Annotated in this window: 18 protein-coding genes and 1 pseudogene; 3 read left to right on the plus strand and 16 right to left on the minus strand. The window is 71.1% G+C overall.

The features are described from left to right. The first annotated feature begins 4 nt into the window (after positions 1-4). Positions 5-1,288: an ABC transporter substrate-binding protein gene (locus ACKTSN_RS42830; RefSeq protein WP_409473997.1), complete on the plus strand. Its 1,284-nt coding sequence runs from the start codon at positions 5-7 to the stop codon at positions 1,286-1,288. 53 nt (positions 1,289-1,341) lie between these two features. Here the strand turns inward: ACKTSN_RS42830 and ACKTSN_RS42835 are convergent, their stop codons facing one another. The 3 genes from ACKTSN_RS42835 to ACKTSN_RS42845 form a co-directional block, all read right to left on the minus strand. Then, entirely contained in the window at positions 1,342-2,094 is a 753-nt protein-coding gene (locus tag ACKTSN_RS42835) for a SpoIIE family protein phosphatase (protein WP_409473998.1), read from the minus strand. Next, positions 2,034-3,806 (minus strand): PAS domain-containing protein, encoded by a 1,773-nt coding sequence (locus tag ACKTSN_RS42840; protein WP_409473999.1) that lies wholly within the window; start codon positions 3,804-3,806, stop codon positions 2,034-2,036. The genes ACKTSN_RS42835 and ACKTSN_RS42840 overlap by 61 nt, the downstream gene beginning before the upstream one ends. A gap of 322 nt (positions 3,807-4,128) precedes the next feature. Beyond that, positions 4,129-4,461 carry a putative quinol monooxygenase gene (locus ACKTSN_RS42845; protein ID WP_129796392.1) on the minus strand — a complete coding sequence of 111 codons (333 nt, stop codon included), beginning with the start codon at positions 4,459-4,461 and terminating at the stop codon, positions 4,129-4,131. A gap of 281 nt (positions 4,462-4,742) precedes the next feature. On the opposite strand from ACKTSN_RS42845, the gene ACKTSN_RS42850 reads away from it, so the two are divergent. Then, on the plus strand, positions 4,743-5,444 hold the full coding sequence (locus ACKTSN_RS42850) for an IclR family transcriptional regulator (RefSeq protein WP_409474000.1): 702 nt from the start codon (positions 4,743-4,745) through the stop codon (positions 5,442-5,444). Positions 5,445-5,475: 31 nt separating this feature from the next. Here the strand turns inward: ACKTSN_RS42850 and ACKTSN_RS42855 are convergent, their stop codons facing one another. From ACKTSN_RS42855 to ACKTSN_RS42900, 10 genes and pseudogenes are all read right to left on the minus strand, one after another. Continuing rightward, positions 5,476-5,799, minus strand: coding sequence for an alcohol dehydrogenase catalytic domain-containing protein (locus ACKTSN_RS42855; protein ID WP_409474001.1), 324 nt, complete (start codon positions 5,797-5,799; stop codon positions 5,476-5,478). A 23-nt stretch (positions 5,800-5,822) separates the two neighbouring features. Then, positions 5,823-6,830, minus strand: coding sequence for an NADP-dependent oxidoreductase (locus ACKTSN_RS42860; RefSeq protein WP_409474002.1), 1,008 nt, complete (start codon positions 6,828-6,830; stop codon positions 5,823-5,825). Between the two features lie 516 nt (positions 6,831-7,346). After that, positions 7,347-7,817, minus strand: coding sequence for a hypothetical protein (locus tag ACKTSN_RS42865; protein ID WP_409474003.1), 471 nt, complete (start codon positions 7,815-7,817; stop codon positions 7,347-7,349). A 559-nt stretch (positions 7,818-8,376) separates the two neighbouring features. Next, positions 8,377-8,898, minus strand: coding sequence for a DUF5994 family protein (locus tag ACKTSN_RS42870; RefSeq protein ID WP_409474004.1), 522 nt, complete (start codon positions 8,896-8,898; stop codon positions 8,377-8,379). A gap of 54 nt (positions 8,899-8,952) precedes the next feature. Further along, positions 8,953-9,351, minus strand: a complete 399-nt coding sequence (locus ACKTSN_RS42875) for a DUF5994 family protein (RefSeq protein WP_409474005.1) — start codon at positions 9,349-9,351, stop codon at positions 8,953-8,955. A gap of 41 nt (positions 9,352-9,392) precedes the next feature. Next, positions 9,393-10,195 (minus strand): annotated as a pseudogene (locus ACKTSN_RS42880) (acyl-CoA desaturase). Then, positions 10,196-10,402 (minus strand): hypothetical protein, encoded by a 207-nt coding sequence (locus ACKTSN_RS42885; RefSeq protein ID WP_409474006.1) that lies wholly within the window; start codon positions 10,400-10,402, stop codon positions 10,196-10,198. It lies immediately after the preceding pseudogene. Between the two features lie 358 nt (positions 10,403-10,760). After that, the gene (locus ACKTSN_RS42890) at positions 10,761-11,390 is read right to left on the minus strand and encodes a DUF5994 family protein (protein WP_409474007.1); all 630 of its coding nucleotides are present in this window, start codon (positions 11,388-11,390) and stop codon (positions 10,761-10,763) included. A gap of 61 nt (positions 11,391-11,451) precedes the next feature. After that, positions 11,452-11,826 (minus strand): hypothetical protein, encoded by a 375-nt coding sequence (locus ACKTSN_RS42895; RefSeq protein ID WP_409474008.1) that lies wholly within the window; start codon positions 11,824-11,826, stop codon positions 11,452-11,454. Between the two features lie 7 nt (positions 11,827-11,833). Next, positions 11,834-12,136 carry a hypothetical protein gene (locus tag ACKTSN_RS42900; protein ID WP_409475063.1) on the minus strand — a complete coding sequence of 101 codons (303 nt, stop codon included), beginning with the start codon at positions 12,134-12,136 and terminating at the stop codon, positions 11,834-11,836. A 568-nt stretch (positions 12,137-12,704) separates the two neighbouring features. Here ACKTSN_RS42900 and ACKTSN_RS42905 point away from each other — a divergent pair. Then, positions 12,705-13,238: a hypothetical protein gene (locus ACKTSN_RS42905; RefSeq protein ID WP_409474009.1), complete on the plus strand. Its 534-nt coding sequence runs from the start codon at positions 12,705-12,707 to the stop codon at positions 13,236-13,238. Between the two features lie 58 nt (positions 13,239-13,296). Here the strand turns inward: ACKTSN_RS42905 and ACKTSN_RS42910 are convergent, their stop codons facing one another. The 3 genes from ACKTSN_RS42910 to ACKTSN_RS42920 form a co-directional block, all read right to left on the minus strand. Then, entirely contained in the window at positions 13,297-15,012 is a 1,716-nt protein-coding gene (locus ACKTSN_RS42910) for a SpoIIE family protein phosphatase (protein ID WP_409474010.1), read from the minus strand. Positions 15,013-15,837: 825 nt separating this feature from the next. Next, positions 15,838-15,993: a DUF6131 family protein gene (locus ACKTSN_RS42915; RefSeq protein ID WP_409474011.1), complete on the minus strand. Its 156-nt coding sequence runs from the start codon at positions 15,991-15,993 to the stop codon at positions 15,838-15,840. Positions 15,994-16,128: 135 nt separating this feature from the next. Then, the gene (locus ACKTSN_RS42920; RefSeq protein WP_409474012.1) at positions 16,129-16,737 is read right to left on the minus strand and encodes an alkaline shock response membrane anchor protein AmaP; all 609 of its coding nucleotides are present in this window, start codon (positions 16,735-16,737) and stop codon (positions 16,129-16,131) included. Position 16,738 lies beyond the last annotated feature (1 nt).

Below are 16,738 nucleotides of genomic sequence, written 5' to 3' on the forward strand. Positions count from 1 at the left end.
TCACATGCGCAAGACGACCGCTCTGCGGGCGGCCACGGCCGCGGCCGCATCCACCGCCCTGCTCCTCGCCGCCGCCTGCAACACTCAGCGCGGGCAGGACGACAAGGACGCCGCCGCCGACGGCGCGTGCCGGGGCCAGCAGACCACCGGCATCACCGACAAGACCATCAAGCTCGGCGGAATCTACCCGCTGTCGGGACCGGCCTCCGCGTACGGCACGATCAGCAAGGGCGTGAGCGCCTACTTCAAGTACGTCAACGACAAGGGCGGCATCGACGGCCGCACGGTGGAGTTCGTCGTCCGCGACGACGGCTACCAGCCGCCCAAGGCGGTCGAGGAGGCCCGCAGACTGGTCGAGCAGGAGAGGGTCTTCGCCGTGTTCCAGACCCTCGGCACCCCGTCCACGGCAGCCGTGTGGGACTACCTCAACAAGCGGAAGGTGCCGCAGCCCTTCGTCGCCACGGGCGCCTCCGTCTGGGGTACGGACGACAAGCACCCGTGGACCATCGGCTGGCAGCCCAACTACGTGGCCGAGGCACGGGTGTACGCCAAGTACCTCAAGGACGAGAAGCCGAAGGCCAAGGTCGCCGTCCTCTACCAGAACGACGACTTCGGCAAGGACCTGCTCGGCGGGTTCAAGGAGGCCGCCGCCGGCAGCGGCATCAAGGTGGTCGCCGAGGAGAGCTACGAGGTCACCGACCCATCCGTCTCGGCACAGATGACAAGCCTCGCCCGGTCCAAGGCGGATGTGCTGCTCAACATCACCACGCCGAAGTTCGGCAGCCAGGCCCTCGCCGCCGATGCCAAGAACACCAAGTGGAACCCGGTGCACATCGTCAACAACGTGTCCTCGTCCGCCACCGTGCTCAAGCCCGTCGGGTTCAAGAACGTCCAGGGCGTGGTGTCGGCGACCTACTTCAAGGACCCCGCCGACCCGCAGTGGGCCGACGACGCGGAGATGAAGACGTACCGGGACGCGCTGCGCAAGTACGCGCCCGACTCCGACCCGGCCAACCAGTTCAACGCCTATGGTTGGGCCGCCGCCTCCAGCCTGCACAAAGCCCTGGACGCCGTGAAGTGCCCGACCAGGGAGGGGCTGCGGGACACGGTGCGCAACCTGAAGGACGTCAAGGTGGACATGCTGTTGCCCGGTGTCACCCTCTCCACCGGGCCCGACGACGCCTTCCCGCTCGAGACGATGCAGCTGATGCGGTTCAAGGGCGAGCGGTGGCAGCTGTTCGGCAAGCCGGTGGACACCCGCAAGGAATTCGGTTCCCCGGCGAACTGAGCCGACGGGGGCGGTCCGAGTCGATGTCCGGCACCTGCGGACCGCGGCGCAGGTCAAGAAGGCCTGGTTTCACTGTTACGCGCGTTCGGAGCGGCGGTGGACAGTGGTTGCTCGGCCCAGATGGTCTTTCCGTTGCGGCCGTAGCGGGTGCCCCACCGTTCGGACAGCTGGGCCACCAGGAACAGGCCACGTCCGCCCTCGTCAGTGCTTCGGGCTTGGCGCAGGTGGGGGGAGGTGCTGCTGGTGTCCGAGACCTCGCAGATGAGATGGCTGTCGCGGATCAGTCGCAGCAACACCGGGCTGCCGGCGTACCGGTACGCGTTGGTCACCAGTTCGCTGACGATCAGTTCAGTGGTGAAGGCGACTTCCTCCAGCCCCCACTTGGCCAGCCGGTCCGTCACCAGCGACCGGGCCCGACCGGCGGCGGTGGGGTCGGTCGACAGCTCCCACGTGGCCACCTTCTCCGCCGCCAGCACCTGCGTGCGGCCCAGCAGCAGCGTGACGTCATCGGCGGGCCGGTCGGGCAGCATCGCGTCCTCCACCGCCTTGCACGTGTGCTCCAACGAGCGGGCCGGACCGGCCAGTACGGTGCGCAGCAGTGTCAAGCCCTGGTCGATGTCCCGGTGGTCGGCCAGGAGCAGCCCGTCGCCGCACAGGGCGAGCAGACTGCCCTCGTCCAGTTCGAGGTCGGCGGTCTCGAACGGCAGCCCGCCCACGCCCAGCGGTAGCCCGGCGGGGAGGTCGATCAGGCGCACCCGGCCGTCCGGCCCCAGCACGGTCGACGGCGGGTGCTCCGCGCGGGCCATGGCGCAGTGCCGGGAGACCGGATCGTAGATCGCGTACAGGCAGGTGGCGCCGACGATCTGGGGGCGTTGGCGTCGGCCTGCCGCTGTTCGGTGGCCAGATGATCCACCAGGTCGTCGAGCCGGGCGAGGACCTCGTCCGGAGCCAGGTCGAGATGGGCCAGGGTGTGCACGGCGGCGCGCAGCCGTCCCATGGTCGCCGACGCGTGCATGCCGTGGCCGACGACGTCGCCGATGATCAGCGCGACGCGCAGTCCCGACGGCGGGATGACATCGAACCAGTCGCCGCCGACACCGGTGGAGGCCTGCGCGGGCAGGTAACGGTGGGCGGTGTCGACCGCCGGGTGCTCGGGTACCTCGCTCGGCAGCAGGCTGCGCTGGAGGGCCACGGCCGCCTGGTGCTCCTGGGTGTAGCGGCGGGCGTTGTCGATGCAGAGCGCGGCCCGGGCGGCGAACTCCTCCGCCAAGGTGAGGTCGTCCTCCTCGAACGGCTCGGGCCGCTGCCACCGCCGGCAACAGACCAGGCCGAGGACGACACCGCGCGCGGCCAGCGGCACCACCATCAGCGAGTGGACACCCAGCGCGACCATCCTCTCGGCCCGCTCACGGTCGACCAGGAACCATCCGCGGTCGACCTCCAGGGTGGGCTGAAGGACCGAACGCCGCTCGGCCAGGCAGCGCCCCTGCGCGGTCTGTTCGGGGAAGGAGAACAGATGGTCCAGCGGGTACGTCACCTGCAGCGCCTCGGGCCGGACGCTGCGGACCGCCATCCTGCGCAGCGGGCCCACTGCCTCGGGGGCGGGCTCCTCCCCATGGGCCACGGGTTCCAGCAGATCCACCGAGAGCGCGTCGGCCAGCGCGGGAACCGCCGCCTCGGCCAGCTCACGCGCCGTCCTGGCCACATCCAGGGTGCTCCCGATTCTGGTGCCGGCCTCGTTGAGCAGCGCGAGGCACCGACGGGCCCGGTGGCGGCCGGTGACATCCTCGACGATCTCGGTGACGCCGAGCACCCGGCCGGACGGGTTCTGCATCCGGAAGGCGGAAATGGAGACGATCAGTTCCTTCTGAGGGTCCCGCTGCAACCGGCAGGGCTGCTCGGCGTAGATCACGGGCTGGCCCGTCTCCAGGACCGACCGGAGCCGTTCCTCGACCAGCTGCGCGTCCGGACCGAGCAGGAAGTCGGAGGTGCGAAGCCCGGGGTAGGCCTCGGCCGGCAGACCGCCGAACCGTGCGATCGCCCGGTTCACCCGCAGCAGGCGCAGGTCCGGGCCGAGAACCGCGACACCGACGGGGGACCGGCGGAAGAAGCCGTCCAGCACGGCCCGGTCGACCTCCCACTGGACGACGTCCTCGGCGCACGGGCCCACGAGCAGCCGCTCGACGGTGGAGTCCAGGCGCTGCACCCGCCGGGCGCGGAACCCCACGTACACGCGGTGGCCCGCGCGATGCCGGACCGGCAGCAGCCCGAACCAGCCGCGCTCCCGCAGGCACCCGGCGACCACCTCGGCGATCAGGGCCTCGTCTCCGTCGGCGACCAGGACCTCACGTACCGGCCGGCCCAGCACTTCGTCGGCCCGATGCCCGAGGAGGCCCGTGGCCTGCTCGCTCCAGGCGACAACCCGCCCGTGGTCGTCCAGGACGGCGGACGCCGACTGGTGGATCGAGAACGGGTCCTCCGGGCTCTCGCTGAGCGTCGTCAGGGATGTGTCGTCCATCGCCCCATCAACCTCGCACCGTTCGAGGGACTCGTAGTGCGGTGCGCCGGGCGCTCCCACCCGTCCCGCCTGCCTGGGCTTGCAGCGGCTCATCCCAGTATCGGCCGTGCGGGCGCCGCGCGCTTCGTCGTACCGGCTCCGCGGGGCGTGACGGCCCGCCGGGCACCGTTGGTACGCAGTGGCGTGAGCCGCCCGCACGGTAGGGCACGGGGAAGCGGCTGTGGCTGCGTCGGCGGAGAGGCAGCCGCAGGCGCGTCGTAGCGCGTAACGGTGCCGCCGCCGTCGCACGCAAGTCACTCCGTGGGAGTGCGCCCAGCTCGTGCTACTCCTGCTCGGGAACGGCCATCTCGCCCAGCAGCGACCAGTCGTCCTGCGGAACGTTCGCGTTCACGATGCGAGGGGTCTCGACCAGATGCGGCGGCAGCGTCTGCTGCGCGGCCTTGAAGTGCGCCGACTGCACGTGAGCAGCGCCTGCTTCGTCATCGCGGAAGGCCTCGACCAGGACGTACTCCGTGGGGTCCGTCACGCTTCGCGACCAGTCGAACCAGAGGCAGCCGGGCTCCCGGCGCGTGGCTTCGGTGAAGTCGGCGGTGATCTCCGGCCACTGGTCGGCGTGCTCGGGACGGACTCGGAACTTGGCGGTGATGAAGATCATCAGACTCTCTCCATGGATGTATGTCGACTGGCTGCGGGCCTGCAGCAGGTGACGGAGGTCGGCACGTGCGGCCGGTCCGGTAGGCCCGGCGGTGCGGTCGAGCGGGACGGCAATGGCACACGAGCGACGCCGGCCGTCGAACAGGCGGTGGCCGACTCGTGCCCGGCGACCAGATCGTACGGCGCCAGCCGGTGACCGGCAGGCCGCCCGCACCGCATGACCGTCGCGCACCGGGCAGCCCTCGGCCGCCGGGGCCGGACCGGTGGCCGCGCAGGAGGCGCATGATGCACGGCTTTGAGGCGTCCGCCGCCGAAACCGGAGACCTGCTCGGATCGGTCCGCCGTGCTCTGCGGGTGCTCGAGGCGGTCGCGGCGGGCGGTGACGGCATCACCGCCAAGGCCGTCGCCCGGCGCGCGGGCCTCACCCTCCCGACGACGTACCGCCTGCTGCACACCCTGGTCCACGAGGGCTACCTGGTCAGGCTCCACCAGATTCACGACGAGTGCGCCGCCGCCGCGTATTTCACTGTTTTCCGCGACGAGGAGATCGTCGTCGCGGAAGTCGTGGACTCGCCCTCGGCGCGGCGGGCGGAGCCGCTCGATGTCGGCTTCCACCAGGCTCCCCACGCCACGGCTTTCGGCAAGGTCATGCTGTCGTCGTTGCCGGCCGAGCGGCGTCGTGACCACCTGCGGCAGCAGGGACTGCCCCGGCTCACCGAGCGCACGATCACCACTCTCGACGTTCTGGAGGAAGATCTGGCACGGGTGCGCCGCTCCGGCGTGGCGACCGAGGTCGGGGAGTTCCAGGGTGGCTTGTCGTGCCTGGCCGCTCCCGTGTTCGACGCAGGCGGGAAGGTCGTGGGGGCCCTGGCCACGTCCATACCCGTGGAGTTGTTCGAGCAGCGGCACCGGCAGCTCGGGGATGCCGTGCGCGCCGGCGCAACCCGCGTCTCGCAGCTGATCGGCGGCACCGCGCAGCCGTAGGCAGGGCAGAGGGGCGGGCCAAGGTCACCGGTCATTGGTGTTCACCAGTCCGGAATGCGAGCACACCGGGCGAGCCCGGCAGGGTGGGGACCGTCCGGACGAGGCGGCCCTGCGCAGGAGAATCAGCGGGTGGGGTCGAGAAGGATCTTGCGGACGCCGTCGGAGCGGCCTGCTCGTGTCCCGGCGTGTAGCCCAGTTCCGGGCTGAACGGGTTGCCACCGTAGATGTGCAGGTCACTGCCGCAGATGCCGGCCGTGGTGACCTGGACGACCGCGTCGGTGGGCCTGGAGACGGCCGGGTCGGGGACATCCCCGTAGCGGATGTCATGACGGCCGTGGTAGGTCAGTGCCTTCACCGGATTCCTCCCCCCTCTGCCCGTCAGTCCGCGATCTTCAGCACCAGCTTGCCGTGGTTCTCTCCACGGAAGAGCCGCATCAGGGTTTCGGGGAACGCCGCCACTCCGCCGGACACGACGTCCTCAAGGGACTTCAGCCGGCCCTCCGCTCGCCACGTGGCCAGCTGTGCGACGCCCTCGGAGTACCGGTCGGCGTAGTCGAACACCACCATGCCCGTCATGGTGGCGCGGTTCACCAGCAGCGACAGGTAGTTGGCAGGGCCTTGCGGCTTGGTGCTGTTGTACTGGGAGATCGCGCCGCAGACGACGACGCGGGCACCGCGCGCCAGCCGCAGCAGCACGGCGTCCAGAACGTCGCCGCCGACGTTGTCGAAGTACACGTCGACGCCGTCGGGGGCATGCTCGCGCAGCGCCTTACGGACGTCCTCGTTCTGGTAGTCGATCGCAGCATCGAACCCGAACTCGTCGACCACCAGCCGGCACTTGGACTCGCCGCCGGCGATGCCGATGACCCGGCAGCCCAGGATCTTGGCGATCTGCCCGACGACACTGCCGACCGCCCCCGCCGCTCCGGAGACGACGACGGTCTGGCCGGGCTCGGGACGCCCGATGTCGATCAGGCCGAAGTAGGCTGTCAGGCCCGACATGCCGAGAGCGCCGAGATACGTCGGCAGGGGGGCCATCGCCGGGTCGACCTTGGTCACGCCGAGCCCGTCCGACACGCAGTACTCCTGCACGCCGAACGAGCCCGACACATGGTCGCCGACCGCGAACCCGGAGTGCCGGGAGGCGATCACCCTTCCCACCGCGCCGGCGCGCATCACCTCGCCGATCTCCACCGGGCGGATGTAGGACCTGCCCGCGTTCATCCAGCCGCGCATCGCCGGGTCGATCGACAGACAGAGCACCTGCACCAGGAATTCCCCGTCGCCCGGCTGCCCGGTCGGCTCCTCGACGTGCTCCCAGTCGGTCGGCCGCGGCTCTCCCACGGGGCGTGCGGCCAGGCGCACCTGGCGGTTGATGCTGCTCATCTCCGGCGGCTCCTTCGACGGTCGCGTTGGATCGGCGGCCCGGCACGGCCGACAGGCGGCCGTCGTCGCGTACCGACGCTCCTACGGGGCATACCATCCAGTCGGTATGGACGGTGAGCGTACGGGTGCCATGCCGTCGGAGACAAGAGGGGGCCCGGTGCGACGTACGGCTCATGCGCGCGGCCGGCCCCACTCGCGCCCCGTACTGCGTGTCGCGCTGGCACGCCGCCTGCAGCGGATGACCGCCGCGCGCGCAGGGCGGACGTGATCGGTACGGGGGACGCCCAGATCGTTCCGGCTGTAGAGGCAGTTCAGGTCAGCGGCGCATCTCGACTGCGGCGAGCCGTCGTTAACCGTGGTTGACCGCCCGTTGTGGCACGGCTGTGGCACGGGCCGACACTCGCTTTAGGAGTTCGATCAACGGTCGTCTACGACGGCTGCATCTGGGGCCGAGCTAGTTGTCCCTGGATGCTTGGGGGTGCTGGTGTCCGTCCTCGTTGATGTCAGGCGTGGATGTCAGGCGCCGTCCCGGTTGCCTGGCGCTTCAGTCACCCGAGTGGCCCCAGAAATAGATCTCTTCGGGCTTGCCCTGGTCGTCGTGCAGAACCGCGCATCGCCCGATCCATCGCGACCGGGGAAGACATCGAAGTCCTTGACGTGGGCGCGTGTCAGCTTGTCCGTCTCCAGCAGCTCGCGTGCCTCCTCGGCCGTCACAGGTTCCACGGTGTTGTAGTCCGGGGTGTCATCAGGTCCCATCACTCGGAAGATGTCCAGGATCGAGTGAGTGCCGGCCTCCTGGACCAACTCGTCCTCCCACAGCTCCTTCAACGTCTGCGGCCGCGGCTCCCGCTCCTCTCCGGGTCGCCAGTCGGCGCCGTTGACCCAGTAATAGTCGCCCGCTTCGAACACCTCACGCCGTAGCTGTTGCCGCGCAGCGTCCAAGTCCTCCTGGTACGGCACGTAGTAGCCCCACCCCGAGGCCCCCACCGGACCACTCCCTTCCTGTCTCCCTTGGACGGCGCAAGTTAGCACCTGGCTCTGACATCGGGGCCCTCAGCTTGGGAAGCGACGGCGCTTGCGGGGGTGCATGGTGTCTGACCTGCGCCTACGCGGTTTGAAGCCCCATGCCTTCAGCCCGGATCGCACCGTGGTTGACCGTGGTTCTCCGTTCTTACGGGCACGCCAAGGGCACGACATCCGACAGACGTGTTTCCGGGCCGCGGGGAACCGTTCCTCTCCGCTCGCGCGCCGACAACGCACGAGCCGGCCGCGTGTGCCTTCGCTCATGCGCATCTGGAGAATCGTCCAGTAGAAGCTGTCGGCGGGTGTGGTCAGGTGAGCGCCGATGACCGGGCCTTGCCGACGTGCGTAGGCAGGACAAGGCCCCCTTGACGGTCATGTCGCCGCAGACCCGTGGTCTGGACGCGTCCATGTCGTCGACCCCGGTCAAGGGGGCGGGATCCGCCTGATGCTCCGGCCACAGCGCCCTGACCTCCGGCGATGGGCGCGTGTGCCGCTGCCGTCGTCGTCGGCGGCTCAGCCGGAGTCACCGGTCCTCCCGCCGACGGCCGTCCGCAGTGGTCGGGCCGCTCGGACGGGTCTGATCCGTGCCGGTGTCGATCAGGATCTGCTGGGCCTGCTTGGGGTTGCCGGTACGGACCGCTTCGGTCATCGCGGCTCGCGCCGCCTCGGGGGGCGTGTCCGGTGGGACCACGAGCAGGGAGAAGTGGTCCTGGTCCCCTCGGGTCACGAGCGCGGTGTCGTCGCCCACGGAGAAGACGTCGATGTGCACCACACGGTCGTCGATGGTCATCCGCGTCGGCATTTCGTCCCAGGCCGCGGAGTCCAGGCCGATCCGTGTGATCGGCCCGAGGCGCTCGGTCAGTGCGCTGATCAGGCCGGGCAGTTCGGCGGTGAGATTCCTGGAACGGGGCCACCACGCACCGTCGAGGATGCTCCGGCGTTCGTGAGTGGTGGTGAGCCGCAGGAGTGCCGTTCCGGGACGCATGGATTCGTTCACACCGTCCGCCAGAAATCCTGCCGGAGGCGGGAAATCGGGATCGGGCATCGTGCTCACCTGCCTGTTCGGGGCCCTCCTCGCGTCCACGCTACTCCTGCCGTGTCAGGCGCGGTCGCTGAGCGCGGCGGTAATGATCGGCTCGGCCGCCTCCTCGGTGGTGCCGGGCGGCACGACCAGCAGGTCCCAGCGGCCGTGGCCGGGGGCGAGCAGGACGACGGTGTCCGGGGCGTGCACTGCGACCGTCTTCCGCAGTCGTACGACCTGGTTGGCGACGAGCATCCGGCCAGGTGCCGCGGACCAGGCCGCTCCGTTCACCGTGACGCCGGCGATGTGTCCCCAGGCGCGCGGCAGTGCGGCGAGCAGCTGCGGAAGCTCTGCCAGGAGGTCGTAGGAGCGTGGCCACCACACGCCGTCGAGGCGACGCGGCAGGGTGCTGTGGGGAGCGAGGCGCAGGCGGAGGAGAGGTGGGGTGGGCGGTGAGGGCGGTGCTGTGGTGATCATGGAGTTTCCTTCGACGGGCTTGTGCGGCGGGCAGGTTCGGATCAGGCGCGGCGGGCGGCGAGGCGGTTCGACGTGGGCCAGCGCACGTCGGACACCCAGCCGAGGCGTTCGAGGAGGCGGATGACGGCGGCCGACGGGTCGATCTGGCCCCGGTCGACGCCGTGCCGGGCGCTGGTGGGGTCGGCGTGGTGGAGGTTGTGCCAGCTCTCGCCGAAGGAGAGCAGGGCCAGCGGCCACAGGTTGGTGGCCCGGTCGTGGCGCCGGGTACGGAAGGGCCGCTTGCCCAGCACATGGCACAGGGAGTTGACGCTCCACGTCACGTGATGGAGCAGGGCGATGCGGACGAGGCCCGCCCATAGCGCGGCGGTCAGCGCGTGTACCCAGGTGCCGCCGATCGCCCAGCCGATCGCGAACGGCAGTGCGAGCGTGAGGACGCACAGGGCCGGGAAGGCGCGGGCGACGGCGCGCATGTCGCGGTCGGCCAGCAGGTCGGGGCATACCGGTCGGCGGGCGTCGGGTCGTTGCGGAACAGCCAGCCGACGTGGGCGTGCAGCAGTCCGCGCAACTGGCCGCGCAGATGGGTGCCGTAGCGGTACGGGGAGTGCGGGTCGCCGGGCCGGTCCGTGAAGGCGTGGTGGCGGCGGTGCGTGGCGACCCAGCTGATCACGTCGCCCTGGAAGCTCATCGATCCGGCCATCGCCAGCGCGATGCGCACGGGCCGGGCGGCACGGTAACCACCGTGCGTCAGGCCGCGGTGGAAGCCGACGGTGACGCCGAGGCCCGTGACCGTGTAGAGGAAGAGCGCGAGGACGATGTCGGCGGGACGGATGAGGCTTCCCCACAGTCACCAGCCAGCCGCGCCGAGCGCCAGGAACGGCAGGACGACGATCGCCGCCGTCACCGTCACGTACACGAGCTCGGCGCCGCCGCGGGCGGGCGCCGGGCCGTCGGACGGGAAGGGCGCTGTTCCGTCGTACCCCTGAGGCGGGCGGGCGGGATCCGGCGGGACCGCTGCCGGTGAGGGAACGGTCGCGGAAGAATCGAACGGCATGACGGGGCTCCTCGGCCTCGGTGAAGGGGATTCCTCTCGCGGGCCGAGACGAGAGGCCGGGGAGGCGCGGCCGGGTGCTCGGCTGCTGTTGTGACGTGGAGGGACGGGCGTACGCGGTCGCCGGTCTGCAGCGGCCGTCAGGTGAGGCCACGCTCTCCTGCACCGCTGGGGATGGGGCGGTGTGCCGACTGGGTGCTGGTCGCCTGCGCGAACGCGGTGACAGGACGTCCGGATCGAGGGCGGGCGGCAGAAGCTGTCATGATGCGGAACCAGTCCTGGGCGATGAACCGCCCGGTGTCGTGGTGCGCCGGGAGTGAAAGCCGGTCCGTAACCGGTGTGCGTCGTGCCCTCGGTCCCTTCAGCGTATCTGGCGGGAAGCGAAAAGGGGGTCACGGACCGTAACAGTTGCGGGAGGGGAGAGCGGGGCCGAGGGGCGCCTCGGTGCTCCGCCCTCGTCTTCCCACTGCTCCATCTGCCCCTGCTCGCGTACGGCCTCGTCCTCGGCGTGGAGGCGTCGCTCGGCCGCCAGGAGCTCGCTCGCGGTGAGGTGGAGCGCGGGGTCGGCCGCCGCGGCCATGAGCCGCGCGGCCGTGGCGGTCTCAGTCCGGGGCGGGACGACGAGCAGGTCCCAGCGTCCGACGCCGTACGAGAAGAGTCGGATCATGTGCGGGTCGAAACCGGACGCGAACCACGCGGCCTTCACCGTGTGCCCGATCACGGGCAGGTCGCAGGGCGCCGCCGGCCAGGTGTCGCGGTGGGACGCCATGCGCGACACGCGTCCTCGCGTCGCGTCGAACGCCTCGGTGAGCGCGGGCAGTTCGGTCATCAGGTCGTCGGTACGGGGCCACCAGGCGCCGCATACGGGACCGGGCGGGAAGGTCGGCGGGCGCAGGGCGAGCCGGGCAGGGCGCGGTGAGGTGCGTTCCGGGTGGGCCGGGGCGCGGTCGCCGGCCCTGGGCGGTGGGCCTGTGCCGGTGGGCGGGTTCATGGTCGCGGTTCCTGTCCTCGGGCGGCCGTCGTACGACTGCCGGTGCTGCGGTGGGCCGGGGTCAGCCCGGCTCGTCGGTGTGGGCGCGTCGTGCCTGGGTGTGGCTGGTGGTCAGCCAGGGCGACTCGACGGAGGGTTCTGCGGCGACGTCCCCGGTGTCGACGGTGAGATGGAGCAAGGTGTCGCGCCCGTCGGGGCCCGCGGGGTAGCTGCGTGGCTCGTCGCAGCGGAAGTTCCGGCGCAGCAGCTGCGCCACACGTTGGGCGATGTCGGGGCTGGCGGCGATGATGCGGACCTCCGCGAGTCCGCCCACGGGGGGATCACCGTCCGCGGTCTCGTACGCCGGCGGATCTTCGCCTGTGCCGTGTGTGCTGCCGGTGCCGTGGCTGCGGCGGGGCGACGCGTGCATGGATGTGATCTCTGTCCTGTGGGGCATCTCGGCCTCAACGCCCTGCGGCATTCAGCTTGTTGTGCGTGGTCCGGTCCCGGTGGCGGCGCGGTCGGAAGCGTCCCCGGCCGCCGTCGCGATGGTCGCGGCGTTCGTGCGCGGCGGACGGGGCGGAGTGCGGTGGGGGCGGCGCGGTGGTGCCGGCAGCGCGGTCGGCGGCGGCTGGGCGGCCGGGAAGGAAGCGGCTGTAGGGATGCAAGGCGATCCTTTCGCCGTGTGCGGAGTTGAGCCGGTGGATCACGTACGCTCCGCCGGCGATGAGCACGAGGAACGCGGCGACGGTGAGGGCGATGTCCATGGCGGTCACGGCCTGACGGTCGGTCGAACGCGAGAAGCGCTCGGGAGAAGCACGCGTCGGCGGCGGGGAACGTATCGAAGGCCGAGGCCATCGTGCTGACCTGTCTCCGGAAACTGCTGCGCTGCGCGGGGGCTTCCGGCGAAGTGTCTCGCCGAGGACGAGACCGGCGCGGGAGCCGGTGTGCGACATGCCCTCGGTACGTCCACCGTACTCCCGCGCGCCCCCGTCCGATGGGGAGCGGACGGATCCGCCGTACCCGCCTCGGCGTTCTCGGCCATCGTCGGTCCACAAGGGGGGGCGCGGCCCCGGGAGTACGGTTGAAGACACCGAGGGCATGTCGCGCGCCGGCTCCGACACCGGTGCCGCTCTCGGCGACCGACGACGCCGGGCCGGATCCGCCCGTGCCCGGGGCAGGGCTTGCCTCATGACCGTGAACGTGCCGGTTCCGCCGACGACCACAGAACTCCTTGGGTGGCCCGCCGGCCCGGACCGGCGCGGTACGCGGAAGCCCGGCCCGTCGAGGCCGGAACGAGGCTCCTCGCCCCGAGAGGGGCAACGCGTCCGTCCGTTGACCCGGCGTCAGATAGAGGACCATCTGCAGGAACTGGGCGATCTGTACGCGGAGACGTCCGGCGGCGGCCCCTGGGCGTGGAACCAAGCCCGCGGCGCCTTCCTGCGGCGGCTGGCGGCCGACGTACGGCGACCGGGATTCGAGTTGCTGATCGCGGAGACCACCGCGCTGACCGGATGCGCCTACGGTTTCCCCGTACGCGGCGACGGTCCCTGGTGGGAGGGCTTCGACGGATACCTTCCGGGGAGGCTGCTCCGGCTCGCCGCCTCCGGAAGCCTCTTCGTGATCTCCGGGATCCACGTTCCGTCCCGCGTACGCAGGCAGAACCAGGACCGTGCCTGGAACCTCGCCCGGCGCCTGCAGAAACGGTTGCTCACCGACCACGGTGCCGCCGTCGCCGTCACGCTGGTGAACCGCTCCGACCACAGGACCGTCGAGGCGCTGCGGTCCTGGGGGTGGCGGTACATCGAAGGCGACACACCTCGGACGGCCCTGCCCGGCCCGTTCCGCGTCCTGGTCCTCGAGACCTGAGCACCTGAGCACCTGTGCACCACGTCCCGCGTCACGGCGGTCACGGCGGTCACGGCTCTCACGGCGACGGCAGGCGCAGGGCGAGGAGGGCCACGTCGTCGGTGCTGCCGGGCGGCATGCGGGCGGGCAGTTGGTCGCACAGAGTGTCCAGCGGTTCGTGGGCGAGAGCGAGGGCGTGGCGGCGCAGACGGGCGAGGCCGGTGTCCAGGTCGCTGCCGGGCATCTCGATCAGGCCGTCGGTGTAGAGCAGCAGGGTGGAACCCGGCGGCAGGGACTGCGCGGCGCTCGGCCGGCTCCCGCCGGTGCCCGGAGGGGCGCCGAGGAGGAGTCCCTGTCCCGCTTCGAGGTACTGCGCCTGTCCGTCCTGGGTCAGCAGGAGGGGCGGCGGATGCCCCGCGCTGGTCCACCGCAGCGTCCACGGGCCGGTGTGCAGGCTGCCTTCGAGCAGGGCGAGGACGAGGGTGGCCATGGGGACGGTGGTGATGGCGGGCATGGCGTCGTCGAGGCGGTCGACGACGGCGCCGGGCGGGCCGCTGTGGTCCCAGGCCAGTGAGCGCAGGATGCCATGCAGTTGCGCCATGCCGGCCGCCGCGGTCAGGTCGTGGCCCACGACGTCGCCGATGACCAGCGCGAGCGTGCCGTCCTTCCGCTCGAACGCGTCGTACCAGTCGCCGCCGACCTGGGAGCCGGCCGGGGCGGGCTGGTAGCGGGCGGCCAGCCGCAGGCGGCCGGGCTGGGGCAGCGGGGCGAGCAGGTTGCGCTGCATGGCCTCGGCGACGGCGCGCTGGCGGCCGAAGCGGCGGGCGTTGTCGATGACCAGGCCGACCCGGCGGCCGATGTCGCTCACCACTTTCAGGTCGTCGGCGTCGAAGGGGTGCGCCGGGTCCGTGCGCACCAGCGTCAGGGCGCCGGTGATCTGCCGCCGGGAGCCCAGCGGCACCGTGACGGCGGACGTCGCGCCGACGGCCCGCAGGAAGCCGCTGTGGACGGCGGCCAGGGCAGAGGCGGTCGGTGCGGCCACGTCCGCCTCGCGCTGCAGGACGGGATCACCGCCCTTCAGCACCTGGACCAGAGGGGAGCGGGCCTCCTCCCCGGCCTCGGGAAGGCGCTCGCGCCAGTCCTCCTGTGCAGCGTCCCGGCCCTCGGGACCCGTCACCGCCACACGGTGGACCTGTCCGGAACCGACCCGGAGGTCCACCGCCGCCCAGTCGGCGAGGCGGGGAACCAGCAGGCGGCCCAGCCGGGCGAGGGCCTCATCGGTCTCCAGCGTCTGACCGAGCACGTCGGTGATCTCCGCGACCAGCGTCAGCCGCTCGGTGAGGTCCTCCAGAGCACGTGTATAGGCCGCACGCTCCCGACGCGCGCTGCGGTCGCTGGCGGCGTCGGTGAACAGCACGGCCATGCCCATGAAGGCGCCGTCGTCCGTCAGGGGAGAAGCGGACCAGGAGATCGCGATCAGGCGACCGTCACCGCGCAGACAGATGTCGCCCTCCCCCCGCGCCTCGGCCCTCTCGGCCACGGCCCGCAGCAGCGGGCACTGCTCCCGGGGGATCCTGCCGCCGTCCGCATCCCGGTGCAGCAGGTCGTGTGCGTCCTCCCCGCGCATCGCCGCAGCGGCGCGGCCCAGCAGCCGCTCGGCGGCCGGGTTGACCGCGAGAATCCGTCCGGCGGGGTCCACCACGATCAGGGCCGTGCCCAACTGCCCGACGACCTGCTGCCAGAAACCCGGCTCGGCCGTCGACCACCGCCCCTCATCTCCCACACCTTCCACCACGCCGCCCCTCCAGTCATGGAAACCCTCGCCGAAGACCGCGGGCGCATCGGCAGACCGACACACCAGTGGATCGATGGTTCCCCGACTTGGCACCGATCAGCTCGGCGACCTTGCCTACTGCCCATGGTGTACGACGGGTACGGGTAGTGGTCGTCGCCGAGCCGGTCGGCGGCGTACGGCAGCCTTCGGCGTACGACCTGCTCCGGCGTGTGTCCGGGTGGCGGGGAACGGTTGCTCTCCGCTCGCGCTCGGCACGCACGAGCCGGCCGCATGTGCATTCGCTCATGCGGGCCCCGGCGAATCGTCCAGGAGGAGCCGACGGGGGACGGTCGGGGAACCGCCCGCCGACCGTGCTGGGCCCGTCTCAAGGGAATGATGCCGACATTGCGTGATGTAGGCGTTCATGCCGCGACGTCGGCAGCGCGCCTTGGACGCGAGCAGTGCCACGAAGCGGTTTCCGGGGCGGTGGCGGGACCGCGCGACTCGCTGCTTCGCGCTCGAGGCCCAGAAGCTCCTCACCGAACCCCTCCGACCGGTCCGTGGGCAGGAAGGCCATGCGTTCCCTCGGCGCGAAGGTGGTCATGACAGACGCTCTGATGGATGCTCACGAAAGGTCTGTGCACACGAACTCCCGACGCTGCCCGACCGATCAGAGCAGCGTGCAACTGCCGCCCGATCCGCCCGATCCATTGCTCCAACCGTGGCATTTGACCCGATGAGCTCACCGCCCTGTTTCCCAGGTCCCTCGGTGCTTGAAAACGGTGCGGCTCCTCGGGGCCCCGAACCCGGCCTTTGCACGCCCTCGGCGGCGCGGTTCTTGGCCGGTCACCAGTAGTGGCGTCGTCCGGCGACGGCGCGTCCCATTGCGCCGAGGACCCACAGGATTGCTCCGATGACTGCCAGGACGATCCCGATGGTCCACAGGATGGATATGCCGGTGACGAAGCCGATGACGAGCAGAATGATGCCCAGGATGATCATGACGCCTCCCCTGGGGAGTAGTTCCTGTTCCACTGTGAACTGCGAGGGTTCTGGAGGGAAGGGGGAATAGTGGTGGTCGGCCTCCCGAGCCCTGTGCCCCAGGGGCAAGTCCGGCTGCAAGCGGTTGCCTCGGCTCTATCGCGCGCGGTGGGGTTTGTGGCGAGCGACGCACAGCTGGGCCTCGGTGGGCATGTGAGGGGAGCCGGTGGACTGGTGGGCGGTGCGCAGCGGCCCCTCGCAGAGGGCGTTGAGGGCAGCGCCGGGTGTTCCCTGAGGGGTGAGGGTGAGGGTGATGTGGGTGCGTGGGTGGGCAGGTCGACCTGTGATGCGGACGTTCGCCTGCTGGACGCCGGGCAGGGCGCCGGCCTCGGTGGCGATCGCGTCGCTGAGCGCGCGGTCGCGCAGTTCGACGCCGTCCTGCGGTGGTGTGCCGCCGACGGGCATTGCGCCAGGGTGACGTCGGCGCAGTTGGGCGAGCAGCCACCACAGGGCGAGCAGGGTGATGAGAGTAAGGGCGGCGATGACTGCGGGCCACCACCACCAGCCCTGGCTGCTCCAGCGTGCCCGGTCGGCGGAGCTGAGCAGGATGTCGTCCGGGGTGGTCAGGGGCCAGCCGGCGGGCGGCGCCAGGTCGTGTCGCCGGTAGAGGTCGAGCCCGGCGGCCATGATCAGCAGGCCGCCGCCGAGCAGTACCAGTCCGGTGAGGGCCAGCAGGATGCGGTTGAGCACGGGTCGCGGCGTCATG

Source organism: Streptomyces flavusporus (genome assembly GCF_046267975.1).
GTDB classification, from domain to species: Bacteria; Actinomycetota; Actinomycetes; order Streptomycetales; family Streptomycetaceae; genus Streptomyces; species Streptomyces flavusporus.

Excerpts from the sequence above, each read along its gene's own strand:
- ACKTSN_RS42830 (WP_409473997.1), top strand. The coding sequence starts at position 5 with ATGCGCAAGACGACCGCTCTGCGGGCGGCCACGGCCGCGGCCGCATCC.
- ACKTSN_RS42835 (WP_409473998.1), bottom strand. The coding sequence starts at position 2,094 with ATGGCCCGCGCGGAGCACCCGCCGTCGACCGTGCTGGGGCCGGACGGC.
- ACKTSN_RS42840 (WP_409473999.1), bottom strand. The coding sequence starts at position 3,806 with ATGGACGACACATCCCTGACGACGCTCAGCGAGAGCCCGGAGGACCCG.
- ACKTSN_RS42845 (WP_129796392.1), bottom strand. The coding sequence starts at position 4,461 with ATGATCTTCATCACCGCCAAGTTCCGAGTCCGTCCCGAGCACGCCGAC.
- ACKTSN_RS42850 (WP_409474000.1), top strand. The coding sequence starts at position 4,743 with ATGATGCACGGCTTTGAGGCGTCCGCCGCCGAAACCGGAGACCTGCTC.
- ACKTSN_RS42860 (WP_409474002.1), bottom strand. The coding sequence starts at position 6,830 with ATGAGCAGCATCAACCGCCAGGTGCGCCTGGCCGCACGCCCCGTGGGA.
- ACKTSN_RS42870 (WP_409474004.1), bottom strand. The coding sequence starts at position 8,898 with ATGCCCGATCCCGATTTCCCGCCTCCGGCAGGATTTCTGGCGGACGGT.
- ACKTSN_RS42875 (WP_409474005.1), bottom strand. The coding sequence starts at position 9,351 with ATGATCACCACAGCACCGCCCTCACCGCCCACCCCACCTCTCCTCCGC.
- ACKTSN_RS42885 (WP_409474006.1), bottom strand. The coding sequence starts at position 10,402 with ATGCCGTTCGATTCTTCCGCGACCGTTCCCTCACCGGCAGCGGTCCCG.
- ACKTSN_RS42890 (WP_409474007.1), bottom strand. The coding sequence starts at position 11,390 with ATGAACCCGCCCACCGGCACAGGCCCACCGCCCAGGGCCGGCGACCGC.
- ACKTSN_RS42895 (WP_409474008.1), bottom strand. The coding sequence starts at position 11,826 with ATGCCCCACAGGACAGAGATCACATCCATGCACGCGTCGCCCCGCCGC.
- ACKTSN_RS42900 (WP_409475063.1), bottom strand. The coding sequence starts at position 12,136 with ATGGACATCGCCCTCACCGTCGCCGCGTTCCTCGTGCTCATCGCCGGC.
- ACKTSN_RS42915 (WP_409474011.1), bottom strand. The coding sequence starts at position 15,993 with ATGATCATCCTGGGCATCATTCTGCTCGTCATCGGCTTCGTCACCGGC.
- ACKTSN_RS42920 (WP_409474012.1), bottom strand. The coding sequence starts at position 16,737 with ATGACGCCGCGACCCGTGCTCAACCGCATCCTGCTGGCCCTCACCGGA.